The sequence below is a fragment of the Flagellimonas taeanensis genome, assembly GCF_003584105.1.
Classification (GTDB): domain Bacteria; phylum Bacteroidota; class Bacteroidia; order Flavobacteriales; family Flavobacteriaceae; genus Flagellimonas; species Flagellimonas taeanensis.
Window position 1 is genome coordinate 59,184 of sequence record NZ_QXFO01000011.1, and the last position, 19,048, is coordinate 78,231.

The following is a 19,048-nucleotide window of genomic DNA, read 5'->3' on the forward strand; positions in this document are numbered from 1 at the left end:
TTTATTTCATTTTCAATTAGTCAGAAAAACCCCTTGGACAAGGGGTTTTTCGTTGGTGGCAGATGTGTGTTCCCGAACATTTGTACAGGCTTCCGTTTTCCACAGATTTTGTTGATAACTTAGGGGGTTCATTGTCCCTCTATGGCCTAATTCCACTGGCTATTCCTTATATTTGTAGGATTTGAAAATTTCAAGGCAAATACGAATAATATATGAGCGAAGAAGCGAACAAGAAACAATACTCGGCGGATAGTATCCAGGCCCTGGAGGGCATGGAGCACGTACGTATGAGACCTTCCATGTATATTGGTGATGTAGGGGTCAGGGGGTTGCACCATTTGGTATATGAAGTGGTGGACAACTCCATCGATGAGGCTATGGCCGGCTATTGCGATGCGATTGATGTGGTCATTAATGAAGATAACTCCATAACCGTTAAGGACAATGGTAGGGGTATCCCTGTCGATCTGCACAAAAAAGAAGGAGTTTCTGCTCTTGAAGTGGTTATGACCAAGATTGGGGCTGGAGGGAAGTTTGACAAAGATTCCTATAAAGTTTCCGGGGGACTTCACGGTGTGGGAGTTTCTGTGGTCAACGCACTTTCCAATCATCTAAAAGCGACTGTACATAGGGACGGAAAAATCTGGGAACAGGAATACGAGAAGGGCAAGACGCTCTATCCCGTAAAGAGCATTGGGGAAAGTGATGAAAGGGGTACCGTGGTTACCTTTATTCCTGATGACACCATTTTTACCCAGACCACAGAATACAATTATGAGACTTTGGCAAACAGAATGCGGGAGCTGTCGTATCTGAACAAAGGCATCACCATTACGCTTACCGATAAACGAAACAAGGACGACAAAGGGGAGTTCGTTTCCGAAACCTTTCATTCCGAAGAAGGATTGAAGGAATTCATTAAATTTTTGGATGGAAATCGGGAACCCCTCACACAAAGCGTCATCTCCATGGAAGGGGAGAAGAATGGCATACCTGTGGAAGTGGCCATGGTGTACAACACAGGCTACACCGAAAACCTCCATTCCTATGTGAACAATATCAATACCCACGAAGGAGGTACGCACCTTTCGGGGTTCAGAAGGGGGTTGACCACCACCTTGAAAAAATATGCCGACAATTCTGGGATGTTGGACAAACTAAAGTTTGAAATTTCAGGGGATGATTTCCGTGAAGGGCTTACTGCCATTGTTTCCGTAAAAGTGGCCGAACCCCAGTTCGAAGGCCAGACCAAGACCAAGCTGGGCAACCGTGAGGTGACCAGTGCTGTGAGTCAGGCCGTTTCCGAAATGTTGACGGACTATTTGGAGGAACACCCCGAGGATGCCAAACAGATCGTGGAAAAGGTAAAATTGGCCGCACAGGCCAGACATGCTGCCGCCAAGGCCCGTGAAATGGTTCAGCGTAAAAACCCGATGAGTGTTGGCGGATTGCCAGGAAAACTTTCGGATTGTTCCGAGCAGGACCCGACCAAATGTGAAGTGTTCCTGGTTGAGGGAGATTCTGCGGGAGGTACGGCCAAGCAAGGACGGGATAGGAATTTTCAGGCTATCCTGCCACTACGAGGAAAAATCCTCAATGTGGAAAAGGCCATGCAGCACAAAGTCTTTGAAAATGAAGAGATCAAGAATATTTACACGGCATTGGGGGTCACCATTGGCACCGAAGAGGACAGCAAGGCGCTGAACTTGGACAAGCTCCGTTACCACAAAGTGGTCATCATGTGTGATGCCGACGTGGATGGTAGCCACATTGAAACCTTGATCCTTACCTTCTTCTTCCGGTACATGCGGGAGTTGATAGAGGCAGGACACGTGTACATCGCCACTCCGCCATTATATTTGGTGAAGAAAGGATCTAAGAAACGCTATGCTTGGAACGACAAGGAACGTGATGAGATAGTAGCCTCCATGAACGGTGGAGCTGGTATCCAACGCTACAAAGGTCTTGGTGAAATGAACGCGGAACAATTGTGGGATACCACGATGAACCCAGAGTTCAGGACCCTTCGACAAGTGAGCATAGACAACGCCACCGAATCGGACCGTATCTTCTCCATGTTGATGGGGGATGAGGTACCGCCAAGGAGGGAATTCATTGAGAAAAATGCCGTCTATGCCAACATAGATGCATAGATAACGATTGTTTCACAACAAAAACTCGCCCCAACAAGGCGAGTTTTTTAGTTTTAGGAAAAATTTTACAAAATGAAGAAAATCATACTGCTCGCAGCTCTGCTAGGGGCAACTTTCGGCAAAGCCCAAGATTTGAACGACATTTTCGTTTCCGGGGTCAACGATGCGGAACGTTTTGCCAACGCTTATTTGGCACCTGTTTCCGAGGCAGCCATCTACACGATCTCTACAGGATGGTACAATAGTGCAGATTCCAAACCCTTGGGCGGTTTCGAGATATCCATCGTGGGAAACATGACGGGGTTCAAGAACAAGGATGACAAAAAGGCCTTTCTGCTTGATCCTGCAGAATATGAAAATCTGGACTTTGTGCAAAATCCAGGTCAGCCACGCTTGGTTTCGACGGCTCTTGGTGACATTGAGGGCGTTGAGGTTTTTGTAGAGGATGAAACCACCCTGTTCAGTAGCACCTTTGAACTCCCTTCGGGATTGGCTTCCGAAAACATCAATTTCGTTCCATCGGGGTATCTTCAGGGAAGTGTGGGGCTGATCAAGGGATTGGAAGTGAAAGCCCGTTTCTTGCCCAAGATGAAATTTGATGATGATAATGTCAAATTGGGATTGTTTGGTGCCGGTGTCCAATACGATTTCACCAAGTTGCTTCCGGCCGATAAACTATTGCCCGTGGCCATTTCGGCGGTCATTGGCTATACCAATCTCGATGGAGAGTATGATTTCACGGATTCGGACATCATTGATGGCAGCGATCAGCGTATCGAAGCATCGTTCAAAACATGGAATTTCAGTGCCGTGGTCTCCACCCGAAGCATTCCGGTGATCAACTTTTACGGAGGTCTAGGCTATATCACGGGTAAATCGGATATCGATGTATTGGGGACCTATCAGGCCAATGGACCATTTTTCTCTGAAACAGTGGTGGACCCATTTTCCGTTTCCAAAAAGGCGAGTGGGGTCAATGCCAATTTGGGCACCAAGTTGAAGCTGGGGTTTTTTAGGATCAATGCAGAATATAATTTCGCTGAGTTCAGCACCTTTACCTTTGGTCTGAACTTTGGGTTTAGATAGTATCACCAACCGACCAACCAAAATAAAGTGGGCCCCGACATTTGTCGGGGCCCACTATTTTCATATATGTTGGTCTTCGGCTTATTCCCTAGTGGCGAAGACCGAGCCGTTCCCTAGGGCTAAAATTTCAGGATCTTGGGCTTTCATCAGGCTGACCGTAACATCGGTCACCTGTGGATCGCCATATATTATGGTGTAGGTCCCATTCTCAAAGGACCATTTAAAATCGGTGTAAAAAACTAGTTTTGAATTGGAGTAGCTCTGATATCTCCCCAGATAAACATCGTTGAAGATCCATTCTTCCCGGGTAGTCTCGGTACCCTTGCCTTCTATGGTGGAAGATCCTGTTTTGGCCCAAATGCCCAAAATAGGGTCATTGTTTTCTGGAACTTGGCTACAGTTGCTCAAGGCAATAATGCCTATGATGGACAACAATGAAAAGAGCTTTTTCATAGGTCAGTAGGTTACATTGATTTTGGGACTTTGAGAACGTAATTTTGTAGGAAACTATTGCACTTGTAGTTTCAAAAAATGAAGAAAAAGGGATTTCTTCGATGAACGGTGCGTTTTCTTAACATTTTTATGGTCGAATATTCGGGGACATTTGCAAAATCAACACATTAAAACTGGTGTAAGTCAGCTTTTTTCTAAGTGAAATGCCTTATTTTTGAGCGTTAAAATTTAAACTTATACAAATGAAAGTTACCGTAGTTGGAGCAGGCGCAGTGGGAGCTAGCTGTGCAGAGTACATAGCAATGAAAAATTTTGCCTCGGAAGTGGTCGTGTTGGATATCAAGGAAGGATATGCCGAAGGAAAGGCGATGGATCTGATGCAGACCGCCTCCCTAATGGGTTTTGATACCAAGATTACCGGCAGCACCAACGATTATGGTAAAACGGCCAATAGTGATGTGGCGGTTATCACTTCAGGGATTCCCCGCAAGCCGGGAATGACCCGTGAGGAACTTATCGGGATCAATGCCGGAATCGTTAAAACGGTAGCGACAAACCTTCTGGAGCATTCGCCCAACGCAACTATCATCGTGGTGAGCAATCCTATGGACACGATGACCTATTTGGTACACAAAGCCACTGGCCTACCAAAGAACAAAATCATTGGTATGGGAGGTGCTTTGGACAGCGCCCGTTTCAAATACAGATTGGCCGAGGCCCTTGGAGCCCCTATCTCCGATGTTGACGGTATGGTAATCGGTGGCCACAGCGATGTGGGCATGGTTCCCCTTATTGGTCATGCAACCAGGAACAGTGTAAAAGTTTCCGAGTTCCTTTCCGAGGAGAAAATGGAATGGGTGGTGGAAGAGACCAAGGTAGGTGGCGCCACGTTGACCAAGCTTTTGGGTACCAGTGCCTGGTATGCCCCTGGAGCAGCGGTTTCGTCAATGGTACAGGCCATTGCCTGTGACCAAAAGAAAATGTTCCCATGTTCCACTATGCTAGACGGGGAATATGGTCTTTCCGACATCTGTATCGGTGTGCCTGTGATCTTGGGCAAGGACGGAATAGAGCAGATTGTTGAAATCGAACTTTCCGATGCCGAGAAGGCCAAAATGCAGGAAAGTGCCGAAGGCGTTAAAAAGACCAACGGATTACTCCAAGTATAATCCCATCAAATTGACCAAAAGATTGTCATTTCGGATTTGAACGGCCCATGGAACGGTTTGGGGAACCGTATCGCATTCGGAATGACAATTTTGTTTTTACCAACCAATGCCCAGGCGTATTTGCAATTCGATCAATTTCTATTGTCAAATCTTATCGGAAATGATATATTTGCACGCTGTTTAAGAAAACATCTAAAAATTTAATAATCAATGCAAAATAAAGGACTTGTAAGGCTTTTCGCGATCCTTTTTGGCTTGGTGAGCATCTATCAGCTATCCTTTACCTTCATCACAAGTAAGTTGGAGAAGGATGCTGAAAATCATGCCGTTAGCCGAATTTCGGAAGCTGAGGAAGATTATGTGGCAAAGCGTGAAGCTTTAGAGGCATCGTATCTGGACTCTATCAGTGACAACTCTGTTTTGGGTTTTACCAGCTATGAGGATGCCAAGAAAAAAGAGTTGAACAAAGGTCTTGACCTTAAGGGCGGTATCAACGTTACCCTACAGATTTCCGTGAAGGACATTTTGAAAGGTTTGGCGAACAATACCAAGAATCCCGTTTTCAACAAGGCGTTGGCCGATGCCGATGTAGCATCAACCAATAGTGACAAAACCTATTTGGAACTATTTTTTGATGCATTTGACAAGATCAAGGGCGAAACCAAATTGGCCTCCCCCGATATCTTTGCCAACAAAGGACTTAGTGATGATGTCAATTTCCAAATGAGTGATGAAGAGGTAAAGCCCATCATCCGAAGAAAGATAGACGAGTCCATAGTTTCTGCATTTGAAGTACTCCGTGAGCGTATCGATGGTTTCGGTGTAACTCAACCCAACATCCAAAGAGAAGGGAACTCCGGACGTATCTTGGTGGAGCTGCCCGGTGCTAGGGACATTGCCCGTGCACAGGAACTACTTTCCAGTACGGCACAGTTGGAGTTCTGGGAAACCTACCCCCAAAGCAATCCAAGTTTGGGAACCTTTTTGGTGAACGCCAACGAGCGATTGAAGGAAATCCTAAAACCTGAGCAAGCCAAAGAAGAGGTGAACAAGCCAGAATCCGAGATTGATTCCTTACTTTCAGATGTTTCCCAAGACTCTTTGGACACGGCTCCTCAGGCCAACCCGATTTTGGGCAAATTGATTCCCGCCAACCCAGGCAGCCATGCCATTGCAAGGGCCATGGTATCGGACACTGCTGAGATAGGGAAGTATCTGAGAATGCCCGAGATCAAGAGGTTGTTGCCCAATGATATACAGTTTACCAAGTTCCTTTGGGAAAGACCTGCCCAAGATGTGGAAGTAGTGGATCTATACGCACTTAAATCCAACAGGGACGGTGTGCCCAGGATCAGCGGGGATGTGGTTTCGGATGCACAAGATACTTTTGACCAGTTCAATAAGCCCGCGGTGAGCATGACCATGAACACCCGCGGCGCCAAGGAATGGGAAGCACTTACCGGAGATGCTTACAATAACCAGACCGGTATAGCCATTGTGTTGGACAATAAAGTATATACTGCCCCTGGCGTTTCTTCAGGACCTATATCAGGTGGCCGTTCCGAGATTACCGGAACATTCACCGTAAACGAGACCAAGGATATTGCCAATGTGCTCCGTGCGGGTAAACTTCCGGCTTCTGCGGACATCATCCAATCGGAAGTGGTAGGGCCATCTTTGGGCCAGGAAGCTATTGACAGCGGATTCATATCCTTTATGATTGCCATGGCCTTTGTGTTGCTATGGATGATTTTCTATTACGGAAAAGCAGGAGTTTTTGCTGATATCGCCCTTATTTTCAACATCTTGCTCATTTTTGGGGTGTTGACCAGTTTGGGTGCTGTATTGACCCTTCCAGGTATTGCCGGTATCGTGTTGACCATAGGTATGTCGGTGGATGCCAACGTACTTATCTTTGAAAGGATCAAGGAAGAGCTGGCAAAAGGCAAGGGCAAGGCGCAAGCGATTGCTGATGGTTTCGGAAATGCATTGTCCTCTATTTTGGATGCCAACATTACAACAGGACTTACAGCGATCATCCTTTTCATTTTCGGTTCAGGGCCCATCAAGGGATTTGCCACTACCTTGTTGATAGGTATCGTTACTTCATTGTTCACGGCGATATTTGTGACCCGATTGATGATCGATGCATATTCTGCCAAGAAAGGCAGACGATTGGATTTTGCCACAGGGATTACGAAGAACCTGTTCACCAACATGAACATCGATTTCTTGGCCAAGCGTAAGTTTGCCTATATCCTATCTGGAATCTTGGTGGTAGTTTCTGTATTTTCCCTATTCACCACTGGCCTCCAGCAAGGGGTTGATTTTATTGGTGGCCGTTCCTATCAGATACGTTTTGAGAAAGCTGTGAACCCTTCGGAAATCGCTTCTGAACTCAATACGGTATTCGGTAGTGGAACCAATGTGAAAACGTTTGGTGATGCCAACCAGATAAAGGTCACCACACCTTATAAAGTAGATGAGGAAGGTGTGGAAGTGGATACCGAAATTCAGACAAAACTGTACACTACATTGCAAAAATACCTTCCAGATGGTACTTCTTTTGAAGACTTTACCATTGGGGCTTCGGAAAAATCAATAGGAATTCTACAATCGGTAAAAGTAGGGCCTACCATTGCCGATGATATTAAGAAGAATGCCTTCTTGGCCATTTTGGGCTCATTGGCGGTCGTGTTCCTGTACATCCTATTGCGATTCAGGAAATGGCAATTCTCGTTGGGAGCCGTTGTTGCGGTTTTCCATGATGTGATGATCGTATTGGGAATATTCTCCCTTACCGGAAAACTCATGCCTTTCAATATGGAGATTGACCAAGCCTTCATTGCGGCCATTTTGACGGTGATTGGGTATTCCTTGAACGATACCGTGGTCGTGTTCGACCGTATTCGTGAAATAACCAGCATCAAAGGTTTCAAAGGCGGAGAGAATATCAATGATGCCTTGAACAGCACCTTGAGCCGTACCTTGAACACCTCATTGACCACATTGATCGTGTTGTTGGCCATCTTCATCTTTGGTGGGGAGAGCTTGCGAGGATTTATGTTTGCAATGATCATTGGTGTGGTAGTGGGTACCTATTCTTCGGTATTCATCGCAACGCCGATCATGTTCGATACCCTCAAGAAAAAAATTGCAGCTGCCACAGCTGCTTAGTTTAAGTTTTTAGATGAATATCAAAAAGGGCCGCTCTTAGAGCGGCCCTTTTTTGTCCTTGCATGGTTTTCTAAGGAAGTCCAACCCTGCCTATGGAGCCTGTGTCCCTTACATTCAAAATATAATTGAATTGGGGATGCAGACCGGGTTCTTTTCTATGGGAAACAAAAATAATGGCCGTATCGCTTTCTGATGCAATCTTGTTCACCAAGTCGACAAACAGGGCCGCACTAGGGTCATCCAGGCCTGCGGTAGGTTCGTCCAAAATAAGTAGGGGAGGGTGTTTGATCATGGCCCTGGCCATCATGATCAATCTTTTCTCACCAGCGGAAAGGTCGCGAAAATGATTCGCTCTTTTATCGTATAGCCCCAAAAGTTTCAACCATTCATGGGCCAAACGCTTTTCGGTGTCCGTTGGGATGACATAAAGACCAATGGAGTCGTGCAGACCGGAGATAATCATATGTTCCAGGCTATGGTAACCTTGAAATTTGTCCGTGACCGCAGGGGTAAAGTAACCTATTTTCTTCTTCAGGTCCCAAACACTTTCCCCACTTCCTTTCTTTTGTCCGAATAGCGTCAGGTCCTGACCGTAGGCTTTATGGCTGTCCCCGGTGATCATAGAGAGTAAGGTGCTCTTCCCACTTCCGTTGGGGCCTATCAATTGCCAGAATTCCCCTCGTTTTATGGTCCAATCGATTTGGTCCAATACCTGTCGCCCGTCAAAACTGACCGAGACCTTTTCAAATTTGACCAATTCTGTACCGGTCGCCTCCAAAGCCTGGAGGGGTTGAGGGATGTTACCACTGAATGTGATGGCTTGTCCTTGGTTTTCCTCCCAAAATGCCTTTGCTGTTTCGTAAGGATACAATTGTTCCCCATCAAGTTTGAAAAAATCTGTGGTCACGGGCAAAATGTCCTCCAATCGGCTGACCAATTGCACCACTATTTTGGAGGAAGCAATATCGCAAAGCTGTTCCTTCAACTGTGCCTGGGTGGCCACGTCCAGATTGTCGAAAGGGTTCACCAGGACCAAAAAATCAGGTTCCTGCTGGAGCAGATACCGCAAGAGTGCCTTCTTCTGTTCCCCGCTGCTCATGGTCTTGAGGGATTGCTGGGTTTCCTTGGTCAAGATCTTGATATCGTGGCGCTCTTCTTCATCCATAAAACGATCGATCTCTGACCGAGAAAAAAGAAGCCCCTTCAAATCTTGCAGTTGCTGCAGTGCTGGAATCGGCATATTGACCAATAACTTGTCAATGATACTGCACGTTTGGGACGTGTTATTGGTAAGAATGGCGTAGCTTTTGGGTTGATGCATGTAGTTCGGAAATAAATCCCCAAAATTACGATTATCCTTGGTTTACCCTAAAAATATGGACGGGATTGTCCTTATAGGTGGTGGTTTTGTCCAGGAACATACCATTTTTCAAGGCCACTTTTTGGGAGGGTACATTGTCCACATGGATGATGGAGATCAAAGATTCTGAAAACCCCTCTTGAAAGGCAAAATGCTTGCATTTTTGTGCCGCTTCAAACGCATAGCCTTGTAGCCAGAACTTGGGCAATATGGAATATCCGATTTCCAGTTCTTCCATACCGTCCACAATTTGGACCAAAAGTCCACAGATGCCCACCAACTGTCCGGAATTTTTCAAGGTAAGGGCATTCATGCCGCCCAAATCGTTATCATACCGCTCAAAGACCCTATCAAATTGGACTTTGCAGGCTTCCTCTGAATTGGAAGGCAATCCTTCCCAATATTGTGTGGATTTGGGATCGTGATAGAACGGCAACCATTCCTCAAAGTCTGAGGGTTGCAACCTTCTGAACAGCAATCGTTCCGATTCCTCGTTTTCTAAAAGATATTTGGGCATTATTTTCGGGTAAAGGCAATACTGTCCCCAACCTGTAGCCCCATCTTATCGGACAGTCCCGCATTTATCTCAAGGACATATTTGGCGGGTACGTTGGAGGGCAGGCTGCTTTCATCGTAGGGTTTGGCGTTCTTTTGGAAGTTAACGATTTTCAGTCCTTCATCAATATAGATGATGTCCAAGGGAAACTCGGTGTTCTTCATGTAAAAGGAACGGGAGGAGACATTGGGGAAGATGAACAACATGCCTTGGCTCTCTTCCATGGACTGACGGTACATGAGCCCGGTTTGAGTCTCGTACTCAGATTCGGCGATCTCGATGTCAAAACTTGTTTTCAGGGAATCCGTTTCGGTGGCAAGAATGGACAGTTCCCCTTCCTTGGTGAATGATACGGTCTCGGTTTTCAGGGCCTGCTTGGTCTCGGACTTGCAGGAGGCCATGAAAAAGGTCAGAACGGATAAAAATAGGCCGATACGTTTCATGTTGCTAATCCCTATAGATGATTGGTGATGGTCTGTACATAAAATAGAACCCGATGGCAATCATGGGGATGCTCAGCCATTGTCCTGTGGAGAGAAGGCCCAATGATTCTTCAAAACCGCCTTGGCTCTTTTTAAAGAACTCCACGAAAAATCGGACGGTGAACAAGAGTACCATGAACAATCCAAAAATATAACCTTGCTTCTCTTTTTTATCCGTTTTCCAATAGATCATCTGTAGAAAGAGAAAGACAAAAAAGTAGCAAATGGCCTCGTACAATTGTGCAGGATGGCGATAAGGTATGGTCTGTAGGATGCCCGCAAATTCCGGGTTGTGCTCTATGGCCTTATATGCGGCATTTTCTGTGGCTTCTTTGGTGATCGCCATTGCTTTGTAGGCAGGCATGTCATCGGAATCCCTTATAAAGCGTGTGGCCAAGAAATAGGATTTGTGGACCACTTTTCCATTGATCTCTGAGTTGAAAAAATTGCCCAGACGCACGAAACAGGCACCAATGGCCGAAGGGATCACCAAACGGTCCAGCATCCAGAGCATTCGGATGTCCTCCCATTTTCTGCAGAAGAGCCACACCCCAATGATGGCGGCGATGGTGGCCCCATGGCTGGCCAATCCGGTAAACCCGGTAAACTCATAGCCGTTTATGATGCCGAACAGTGAGCTGTTCGCACTTTCCCTGATGGGCAAAAGAATTTCCACCAAATGGTCCTTGTAGTAGTCCCAGTCATAAAAAAAGACGTGTCCCAAGCGTGCGCCCAACATAATGGAAACCACCGTGTAGATGAACAGGGAATCCAGTTTTTCCATGGACTTCTTTTCGTTCTGGAATATTTTCTTCATGATGAACCAGCCCACGACAAAGGCCGCGATCCAAAGCAGGTTGTAGTATTTTATTTGAACAAAGCCCAGTTTAAAAAGGGTGCCTTCCGGGTTCCAATTGATTCCGAGGAAATACATCGAGTTAAATTTTGGACTAATATAACCACTTTGGGTGGTTGATGCCCATGTTTAAGTAATTTTTGGCTACAGATAACCTTTTTGGAACGATTTGGATACCTTCTTTGGGTGCATGTTAGGGAACTGGGTCGTATCCGCTCCCGCCCCATGGATTGCAGCTGGCTATACGTTTCATGGAGAGCCATCCGCCTTTGAACAGACCATGTTTTTTCAAGGCCTCCAAGGTGTATTGCGAACAGGTAGGGGAGTAGCGACAAGTGGCAGGGAACATGGGAGAAATGAAATTCTGGTAAAATTTTACCAATAGAATGAACGGCGCGATCAAGATGTGTTTCATTCGTTGCATTGAGAAACTGCAAGGTAAAAAAAAGCCCCGACAAAGTCGGGGCTTTCATCAAACTTCCTCGGATGCAGGATGTACGGGTACCAAATGTTCCGTTTCCTCATCCGTATATAATCGGGATTTTATCACAAAACGCAGTCCCAAAGGAATTTCCAAACTGAAACTGGAGCCTCTTCCGGTCGTAATGTCCACCGTCAATTGGGTGTGTTTCCAGTATTCAAACTGATCTTTGCTAATGAAAAAATCGCACCCATGGATGTTGCCCAACCAAATATCGGTCTCATTGAGCATTAGTTCGCCCTTTGGGAAACACATGGGCGAGGAACCGTCGCAGCATCCACCGCTTTGGTGGAACATCAATTCGCCATGGCGTTCCCTGAGTTGATCGATGATTTTTTCGGCACGATCGGTAACAAGGACCCGTTTTATTGCCTTGTCCATTTTAGAAAAAACCCAATTTGCTCTTGTCGTAGGAGATGAGCATGTTCTTGGTCTGACGGTAGTGGTTCAGCATCATCTTGTGCGTTTCCCTACCGATACCCGATTTTTTGTAACCTCCGAAGGGGGCATGTGCGGGGTAGGCGTGGTAACAGTTCACCCAGACCCTTCCGGCCTGTACCTGCCTTGAGATCTTATAGGCTTGGTGCATGTCGCGCGTCCAGACCCCGGCACCCAATCCATACAGGGTATCATTGGCGATTTCCAAGGCCTCTGCCTCATCCTTAAAAGTGGTTACGCATACCACGGGACCAAAAATTTCTTCTTGGAAGACCCTCATTTTGTTGTTTCCCTTCAAAATGGTGGGTTGGATGTAGTATCCACCTTCCAGCCCTTCATTGTAGGCGGCCTCGCCCCCAGTCAATACTTCGCATCCCTCTTCTTTTCCTATTTGGATGTAATTGAGGATTTTCTCATACTGGTCGTTGGAAGCCTGTGCGCCCATCATGGTGTCGGGGTCCAAGGGGTGACCCAGTTTAATGGCCTTGGTGCGTTCCACCACCCGTTCGATGAATTTGTCAAAAATGCTTTCCTGTACCAAGATTCTGGATGGACAGGTGCAGACCTCTCCTTGGTTCAAGGCAAACATAACGGCACCTTCCAGACACTTGTCAAAGAATTCGTCATCGGCGTCCATGATGCTCTCAAAGAAAATATTGGGGGATTTGCCGCCCAATTCCAAGGTCACCGGAATGATGTTCTTGGAGGCATACTGCATGATCAATTGGCCTGTGGTGGTCTCTCCGGTAAAGGCTATTTTGTTGATCCTAGGATTTGAGGCCAAGGGTTTTCCTGCTTCTATTCCAAATCCGTTCACAATGTTCAGCACACCGGCCGGAAGAATATCCTCGATCAGTTCCATGAACACCAAAATGCCCACAGGGGTCTGTTCTGCCGGTTTCAGTACCACGCAGTTCCCAGCTGCAAGGGCAGGGGCTATTTTCCAAGCGGCCATCAACAAGGGAAAGTTCCATGGAATAATCTGGCCCACCACGCCAAGTGGTTCCAGGATGTTCATGGAAACCGTGTTGGAGTCCAGCTCGCTCACCGAACCTTCCTCGGCCCTGATCACACCGGCAAAATACCTAAAATGGTCAATGGCCAAGGGTAGGTCGGCCGCACGGGTTTCCCTCAAGGGCTTGCCGTTGTCCCAAGTTTCGGCACGGGCCAGCACCTCTAGGTTTTGTTCCATTCTATCTGCAATCTTCAGTAGGAGGTTACTTCGGTAAGTGACCGATGAATTGTTCCATTGTGGTGCGGCGGCCCAGGCGGCATCAATGGCTTTTTCAATATCCTCTGCGGATGATCGGGCGATTTTTGTAAATGCATTACCATCCACAGGGGAGATATTGTCAAAATATTCCCCATTGGTAGGGGGTGTCCATTTTCCACCAATGTAATTCTCATACTGGTCCTTGAACTTGGGTTTTTCCAGAACGTTGCGCTCCGTTGTCTGTACATTGCTCATAATAGATACTTTTAGTTGTTAAAGTTTATTTTTTGTGCTGGACGATGGACTGTCCAAGTGTCTGATTTTAAAAGTATTGATTTTGTGTCCCAAGCATCTGACGTATTCTATTATTAGTGTGACCAATCCTCTTTGTTTTTATATTTTTAACAATATTCAGGAGTATATTTTTTATATTTAATAAGTTTTTGTGTAATATTTTAAGGGATACATATCGACATGCAACTTTCTGAGAAGTTTTATAAAGAACGCAAATTGGAACATTTGGTGGAGAACCAGACTTCGTACACCTTGAACAATGCCGCCATGCACGTGTTCGAGACCCATCTTCAAGCGGAGCGGGTAATGTTGCAGTTCGATCAACCTGTACTTGCGTCCATGCTCATTGGAAAAAAGGTGATGCACTTGCGTGACAAAAAGGCCTTTGATTTTTTGCCGGGAGAATCTTTGATCTTGCCCTCCAATGAGGTCATGTGCATTGATTTTCCTGAAGCTGACCATGAGAACCCTACCCGCTGTTTGGCCATGGCCATATCCGAAGAAAAAATTAACAAGGTCATCACGTTGATGAACGAGGGGATGCCCAAGCACGATGGTTCGGAATGGGCATTGATGGACTACAACTATCACTTTACAAACGATGCCAGTATTTATGGTATCATCCAGCGATTGCTGTACCTTTTTACCGAAAACCATCCATCCAAGGACTTTTTTGTGGACAACATGCTGCAAGAGCTCATCATACGCATCTTGCAGGGCAATGCCAGGGAAACCTATGCGGAGAATGCTTCCAGATTGAGCTCGAACAATCGCTTGGCCTATGCGTTGGAATATATTGCCGCACATCTACATGAACCTATTTCTGTGGGCGATTTGAGCAAAAAGGCATGCATGAGCGAATCCCATTTTCATAAGACCTTTAAGGATGAATTGGGGGTGACACCCATAGACTACATCAACAACGAACGCATAAAACTGGCTGTTCACCTGCTACAGGATCCCCACAGAAAAATCAAAGAGATTTATCTGGAATGTGGTTTTGAGAACCGATCTTATTTTAACCGGCTCTTCAAACGGAAAATCAATTCGTCACCTGGGGAGTATCAATCCAAGTTTGTGGATTAGCTTAGTTGATACTGAACGAAGTACCGTCCTTGCCATCCTTGAGTTGAATGCCCAAAGCGGTGAGCTCGTCCCGTATCTTGTCCGAAGTGGCAAAATCCTTGTTGGCCCTGGCATCGTTCCTGATTTGGATCAATAATTCCATGACCCCGGTCAGCGCCTTGGAATCATCCTTGGTCAAGGCTTGGTTCTCTATGCCCAAAACATCATATACAAAGGCGTTCAAGGTCATCTCCAAGAGTTCCTTGTCCTCGCTGCTGATGGTTTCTTGGTCATCTTTGATGAGATTGATATGCTTGACGGCATCGAACAGGTTTGCAATAAGGATGGGGGTGTTAAAGTCATCGTTCATGGCGTCATAGCACTTTTGCTTCCATGCAGCCACATCGAAATCCGATGTTGCACCCGTTTTAAGGTCCTTAAGGCTTGTCATGGCCTCCATTAGGCGATGATAGCCTTTTTCGGATGCCAAAAGGGCTTCGTCACTAAGGTCCAAAATACTGGTATAGTGGGCTTGCATCATAAAAAAGCGCACAACGGCAGGGGAGTAGATTTTGCTCAAAATGTTGTTGTCCCCGCTGAAAATCTCCGAAGGGTAGATGTTGTTCCCAGTGGATTTGGACATTTTCTTTCCATTGAGGGTCAACATGTTGGCGTGCATCCAATATTTTACCGGTGATTTTCCGGTACTGGCCTCCGCTTGTGCGATCTCGCACTCGTGATGGGGGAATTTCAGGTCCATTCCGCCTCCGTGGATGTCAAAGGTTTCTCCCAAATATTTGGTGCTCATGGCCGTGCATTCCAAGTGCCAGCCAGGGAAACCGTCACCCCAAGGTGAGGGCCAACGCATGATGTGTTGGGGTTCTGCTTTTTTCCACAAGGCAAAATCCTGCGGATTTTTTTTCTCGTCCTGTGCGGTCAGTTCGCGGGTATTGGCAATCATGTCCTCAAGCTTCCTTCCGCTGAGCTTGCCATATTCGTGGTCCTCATTGAATTTGACCACATCAAAATAGACGGAACCGTTCACTTCATAGGCCAATCCTTTCTCGAGGATGTCCTTGATGATCTCGATCTGCTCAATGATATGCCCCGTTGCCGTAGGTTCTATGCTAGGAGGCAACAGGTTGAATTTTTGTAAGGTATTATGGAAATCGACGGTATAGCGTTGCACCACTTCCATGGGTTCTATCTGTTCCAATTTTGCCTTTTTGGCAATCTTGTCTTCACCTTCGTCCGCATCGTTCTCCAAATGTCCGGCATCGGTGATGTTACGGACATAGCGCACTTTAAAGCCCAAATGCTTGAAATACCTAAAGATCATATCAAAGGACATGAAAGTGCGGCAGTTTCCAAGGTGTACATTGCTGTATACCGTGGGGCCACAGACATACATGCCTATATGTCCTTCATTTATGGGTTGAAAGAGTTCTTTTTTTCCTGAAAGCGAATTGTGTACTCTAAGGTTTTGGTCCTTGTAAAGTTGCATTGAAAACGTAGGGTTAAAACTCGGTATCTAGGTTGATGTAATCCAAAAACTCCCTTCTTACGGCCTCATCCTTGAACTTGCCGCCATATTCCGCAGTGACCGTGCTGCTTTCGATGTCGCGGATCCCCCTTGAATTGACGCAGAGGTGTTTGGCATCGATGACGCAGGCCACATCTTCGGTACCCAGAACCTTCTGCATTTCCTTTACGATCTGAATGTTCAATCGTTCCTGGACCTGTGGCCTCTTGGCATAATAATCCACGATACGGTTCATCTTGGAAAGACCGACCACGGTTCCATTGGAGATATAGGCAATGTGCGCACGGCCCACAATGGGCAGCAAGTGGTGCTCGCAGGTGGAATAGACCACAATGTTCTTCTCGACCAACATTTCACCATATTTATATTTGTTGTCAAAGGTGGAAGATGTAGGTCTTCTGTCTGGGTGGAGCCCACCAAAGATTTCCTTCACGTACATTTTGGCCACTCTTTTGGGTGTGCCTTTTAGGCTGTCATCGTCCAAGTCAAGGCCAAGGGTCAACATGATTTCCCTGACATTTTTTTGGATACGCTCTATTTTTTCCTCATCACTCAATACAAAGGCGTCCTTTCGCATTGGGGTGTCCGAGGAAGAACCAACGTGATCGTTGCCCCTTTCTTCATATTGTTCTTCCAAAGCCTGCTCTAGTTTCATCTGATCATCTTTAATAGAACAAACAGGTCGGATAGTGTACGCCGTAGGAAATTTCGGATGGTCTGCACCAGCCTAGTGGTTGCGGCTTGTTTCCTTGCTGTTTCTTCAAGACAGCAAAGATAACATTAATGAATGATTTAACATCTGGTACCGATGGTTTGACAACATAAATTATTGTTAAGGCACTGGCCATACTACTTTTATAACGTCCAAACCTACAGTCTTTTATGGTCAAATCCATCATAAGAACCTTTATTGTCTTCTTTTTTTGCCCATTGGTGCATTCACAGGTTTCGCAAGAATGTGTCAGTGCAGTCCCTATTTGTAACAACACACCGATCAATGGAGGGACGAATGGCTATGGGACCGATGATTTCAATGGTGCGGCAACCAGTGGGTGTTTGGAGCGTACCACAACAGGGTCCATAGAATCCAATTCGGCATGGTACAGGTTTCGCACGGCCGCTTCGGGGCAATTGGGCTTCAATATTGGACATGACAATGGCGAGGATTGGGATTTTGCACTCTATCGGTCATCGGACTGTTCCAATTTGGGAGAACCGGTGCGCTGCAATTTTTTCGACAATAGCGAGGCTGCCAGTTTTATTGGAGTGGGGGAAGACCCAACGGGTATTTCGGATTCTGTGCATTATGAGGAATGGCTTCAAGTGGAGGCCGGTGAGGACTACTATCTTTTCATCAATAATTTCAGCAATGTGAACTCTGGTTTTTCCATACAGTTCACAGGGAGCATTTGGATAAGCCATCCCAATGACGCTCTGGACTGTACCATTATCGACAATCTTTTGGGGCCACCCATAGCAGCTTGTGAGAATGACAATGTGCTATTGGATGCCACAACGACTGGTGCGATGGCTTACGAATGGTATGTTGATTTGGGAAACGGGTACCAACCCATTTCGGGTGCGGCAATGCCCACCTACCAAGTGCTGAATTCAGGGCAGTATCGTGTTGTGGTCACTACAGCCAGCGGCAGCATTGTGAGCGATGTTCAGGTAGGTTTCAATGAGGTTCCGGTGACGCAGCCTTTGGCCGATGAGATCTTTTGTCAGTCAACGGGAATGGTGTACGATCTTTCGAATAAGGATACAGAGGCTCTTGGTTCGGCGGCTTCAAACGAATTTATGGTCAGTTACCATAGCTCGCAAATGGATGCCGATGCAGGGACTAATCCATTGCAAAAACAATATGAAAAGGGTCCGGGACAGGAAACCATCTATGTCCGTACCACTTCTTTGGCCAATCCGAATTGCTATGATGCTTCTGAAAGTTTTGTGTTGGAGGCCGTGGAGACCCCAGAGCTCACTTTTCCAGAGGAAATGGTCATCTGTGAGGCTGTTGGGAGCGTAGAAATAGGGGAGACTACGGCCAATCCAAATTATACCTATCTATGGAGTACGGGACAACAGACGCCCAGCATCATGGTCTCCCAAGCTGGGGAATACACGTTGACAGTCACCAATGTTTCCAACGGCACTTCCTGTGAAGCAAGCCGGAGTGTGGTGGTTTCCATATCCACAATGCCTGTCATCTCCAGTGTTGAAAAAGAGGATATGAGCACGAACAATACGGTAACCATCCACACAGAAAACCAAGGAGAGTATGAATTCAGCATGGATGGTGGTGAATTTCAGTCCAGCAATGTCTTCCAAGGCGTCGCTCCGGGCGTGCATACGGTGACCATGCGAGACCCCTATGGCTGTGGCGAGGTGCAGGAAGAAATTGTGGTGGTCGGCTTTTTGGCCATATTTTCACCTAACGGCGATGTGCTCAATGAAACCTGGCAGATAGAAGGACTTTCCACGTTGAATTCCCCCATAGTCACCATTTATGACCGATACGGCAAGCTCATCAAGCAGATGAACGAGTTCGATTCAGGATGGGATGGTAGTTTTAATGGAAAACCGTTGCCTTCCACCGATTATTGGTTCAAACTGTCCTACGTGGATAATGCAGGTAACCGCACCTACGCCAAATACCTCCAGAGCCATTTCTCCCTAAGAAGATAACCGACTGGTCGATTTCATCGATTAACGGCAGATTTTT

16 protein-coding genes are annotated in these 19,048 nt (G+C 46.4%); 6 read left to right on the forward strand and 10 right to left on the reverse strand.

Annotation, left to right across the window (positions count from 1 at the left end; translation table 11 throughout):
• The first annotated feature begins 212 nt into the window (after positions 1-212).
• Together gyrB and D2V93_RS05040 are read left to right on the forward strand one after the other, a co-directional pair.
• On the forward strand, positions 213-2,153 hold the full coding sequence (gyrB, locus tag D2V93_RS05035; protein WP_119618658.1) for a DNA topoisomerase (ATP-hydrolyzing) subunit B: 1,941 nt from the start codon (positions 213-215) through the stop codon (positions 2,151-2,153).
• Positions 2,154-2,225: 72 nt separating this feature from the next.
• Positions 2,226-3,239: a DUF6588 family protein gene (locus tag D2V93_RS05040; RefSeq protein WP_119618659.1), complete on the forward strand. Its 1,014-nt coding sequence runs from the start codon at positions 2,226-2,228 to the stop codon at positions 3,237-3,239.
• Between the two features lie 81 nt (positions 3,240-3,320).
• Here the strand turns inward: D2V93_RS05040 and D2V93_RS05045 are convergent, their stop codons facing one another.
• Positions 3,321-3,692, reverse strand: a complete 372-nt coding sequence (locus D2V93_RS05045; RefSeq protein WP_147377368.1) for a hypothetical protein — start codon at positions 3,690-3,692, stop codon at positions 3,321-3,323.
• 242 nt (positions 3,693-3,934) lie between these two features.
• Here D2V93_RS05045 and mdh point away from each other — a divergent pair, with 242 nt between their 5' ends.
• Together mdh and secDF are read left to right on the forward strand one after the other, a co-directional pair.
• A complete protein-coding gene (gene mdh, locus D2V93_RS05050) occupies positions 3,935-4,861 on the forward strand; it encodes a malate dehydrogenase (RefSeq protein WP_072877077.1) in 927 nt (308 codons plus the stop codon).
• 210 nt (positions 4,862-5,071) lie between these two features.
• A complete protein-coding gene (secDF, locus tag D2V93_RS05055; RefSeq protein ID WP_119618661.1) occupies positions 5,072-8,038 on the forward strand; it encodes a protein translocase subunit SecDF in 2,967 nt (988 codons plus the stop codon).
• Positions 8,039-8,108: 70 nt separating this feature from the next.
• Here secDF and D2V93_RS05060 read toward each other — a convergent pair whose 3' ends face one another.
• From D2V93_RS05060 to exaC, 7 genes are all read right to left on the reverse strand, one after another.
• The gene (locus D2V93_RS05060; protein WP_119618662.1) at positions 8,109-9,359 is read right to left on the reverse strand and encodes an ATP-binding cassette domain-containing protein; all 1,251 of its coding nucleotides are present in this window, start codon (positions 9,357-9,359) and stop codon (positions 8,109-8,111) included.
• 31 nt (positions 9,360-9,390) lie between these two features.
• The gene (locus tag D2V93_RS05065; protein WP_119618663.1) at positions 9,391-9,915 is read right to left on the reverse strand and encodes a GNAT family N-acetyltransferase; all 525 of its coding nucleotides are present in this window, start codon (positions 9,913-9,915) and stop codon (positions 9,391-9,393) included.
• A complete protein-coding gene (locus D2V93_RS05070) occupies positions 9,915-10,397 on the reverse strand; it encodes a DUF192 domain-containing protein (RefSeq protein WP_119618664.1) in 483 nt (160 codons plus the stop codon). Before D2V93_RS05070 ends, D2V93_RS05065 begins: the two co-directional genes overlap by 1 nt.
• Before the next feature lie 4 nt (positions 10,398-10,401).
• Positions 10,402-11,370 carry a prolipoprotein diacylglyceryl transferase gene (lgt, locus tag D2V93_RS05075; RefSeq protein WP_119618665.1) on the reverse strand — a complete coding sequence of 323 codons (969 nt, stop codon included), beginning with the start codon at positions 11,368-11,370 and terminating at the stop codon, positions 10,402-10,404.
• Positions 11,371-11,485: 115 nt separating this feature from the next.
• Entirely contained in the window at positions 11,486-11,707 is a 222-nt protein-coding gene (yidD, locus tag D2V93_RS05080; RefSeq protein WP_072877091.1) for a membrane protein insertion efficiency factor YidD, read from the reverse strand.
• A 57-nt stretch (positions 11,708-11,764) separates the two neighbouring features.
• Positions 11,765-12,154 carry a DUF779 domain-containing protein gene (locus D2V93_RS05085; protein WP_119618666.1) on the reverse strand — a complete coding sequence of 130 codons (390 nt, stop codon included), beginning with the start codon at positions 12,152-12,154 and terminating at the stop codon, positions 11,765-11,767.
• A 1-nt stretch (position 12,155) separates the two neighbouring features.
• Positions 12,156-13,679, reverse strand: a complete 1,524-nt coding sequence (gene exaC / locus D2V93_RS05090) for an acetaldehyde dehydrogenase ExaC (protein ID WP_119618667.1) — start codon at positions 13,677-13,679, stop codon at positions 12,156-12,158.
• A gap of 219 nt (positions 13,680-13,898) precedes the next feature.
• Between exaC and D2V93_RS05095 the strand changes: the two genes are divergently transcribed.
• A complete protein-coding gene (locus tag D2V93_RS05095) occupies positions 13,899-14,804 on the forward strand; it encodes an AraC family transcriptional regulator (protein WP_072877097.1) in 906 nt (301 codons plus the stop codon).
• Between the two features lies 1 nt (position 14,805).
• Here D2V93_RS05095 and cysS read toward each other — a convergent pair whose 3' ends face one another.
• Positions 14,806-16,287, reverse strand: a complete 1,482-nt coding sequence (gene cysS, locus D2V93_RS05100) for a cysteine--tRNA ligase (RefSeq protein ID WP_119618668.1) — start codon at positions 16,285-16,287, stop codon at positions 14,806-14,808.
• Between the two features lie 13 nt (positions 16,288-16,300).
• Positions 16,301-16,981, reverse strand: coding sequence for a GTP cyclohydrolase I FolE (gene folE / locus D2V93_RS05105; RefSeq protein ID WP_072877101.1), 681 nt, complete (start codon positions 16,979-16,981; stop codon positions 16,301-16,303).
• A 227-nt stretch (positions 16,982-17,208) separates the two neighbouring features.
• Here folE and D2V93_RS05110 point away from each other — a divergent pair, with 227 nt between their 5' ends.
• Complete coding sequence (locus tag D2V93_RS05110; RefSeq protein ID WP_119618669.1) at positions 17,209-19,011, forward strand: T9SS type B sorting domain-containing protein; 1,803 nt, start codon at positions 17,209-17,211, stop codon at positions 19,009-19,011.
• The last annotated feature ends 37 nt before the right edge of the window (positions 19,012-19,048 follow it).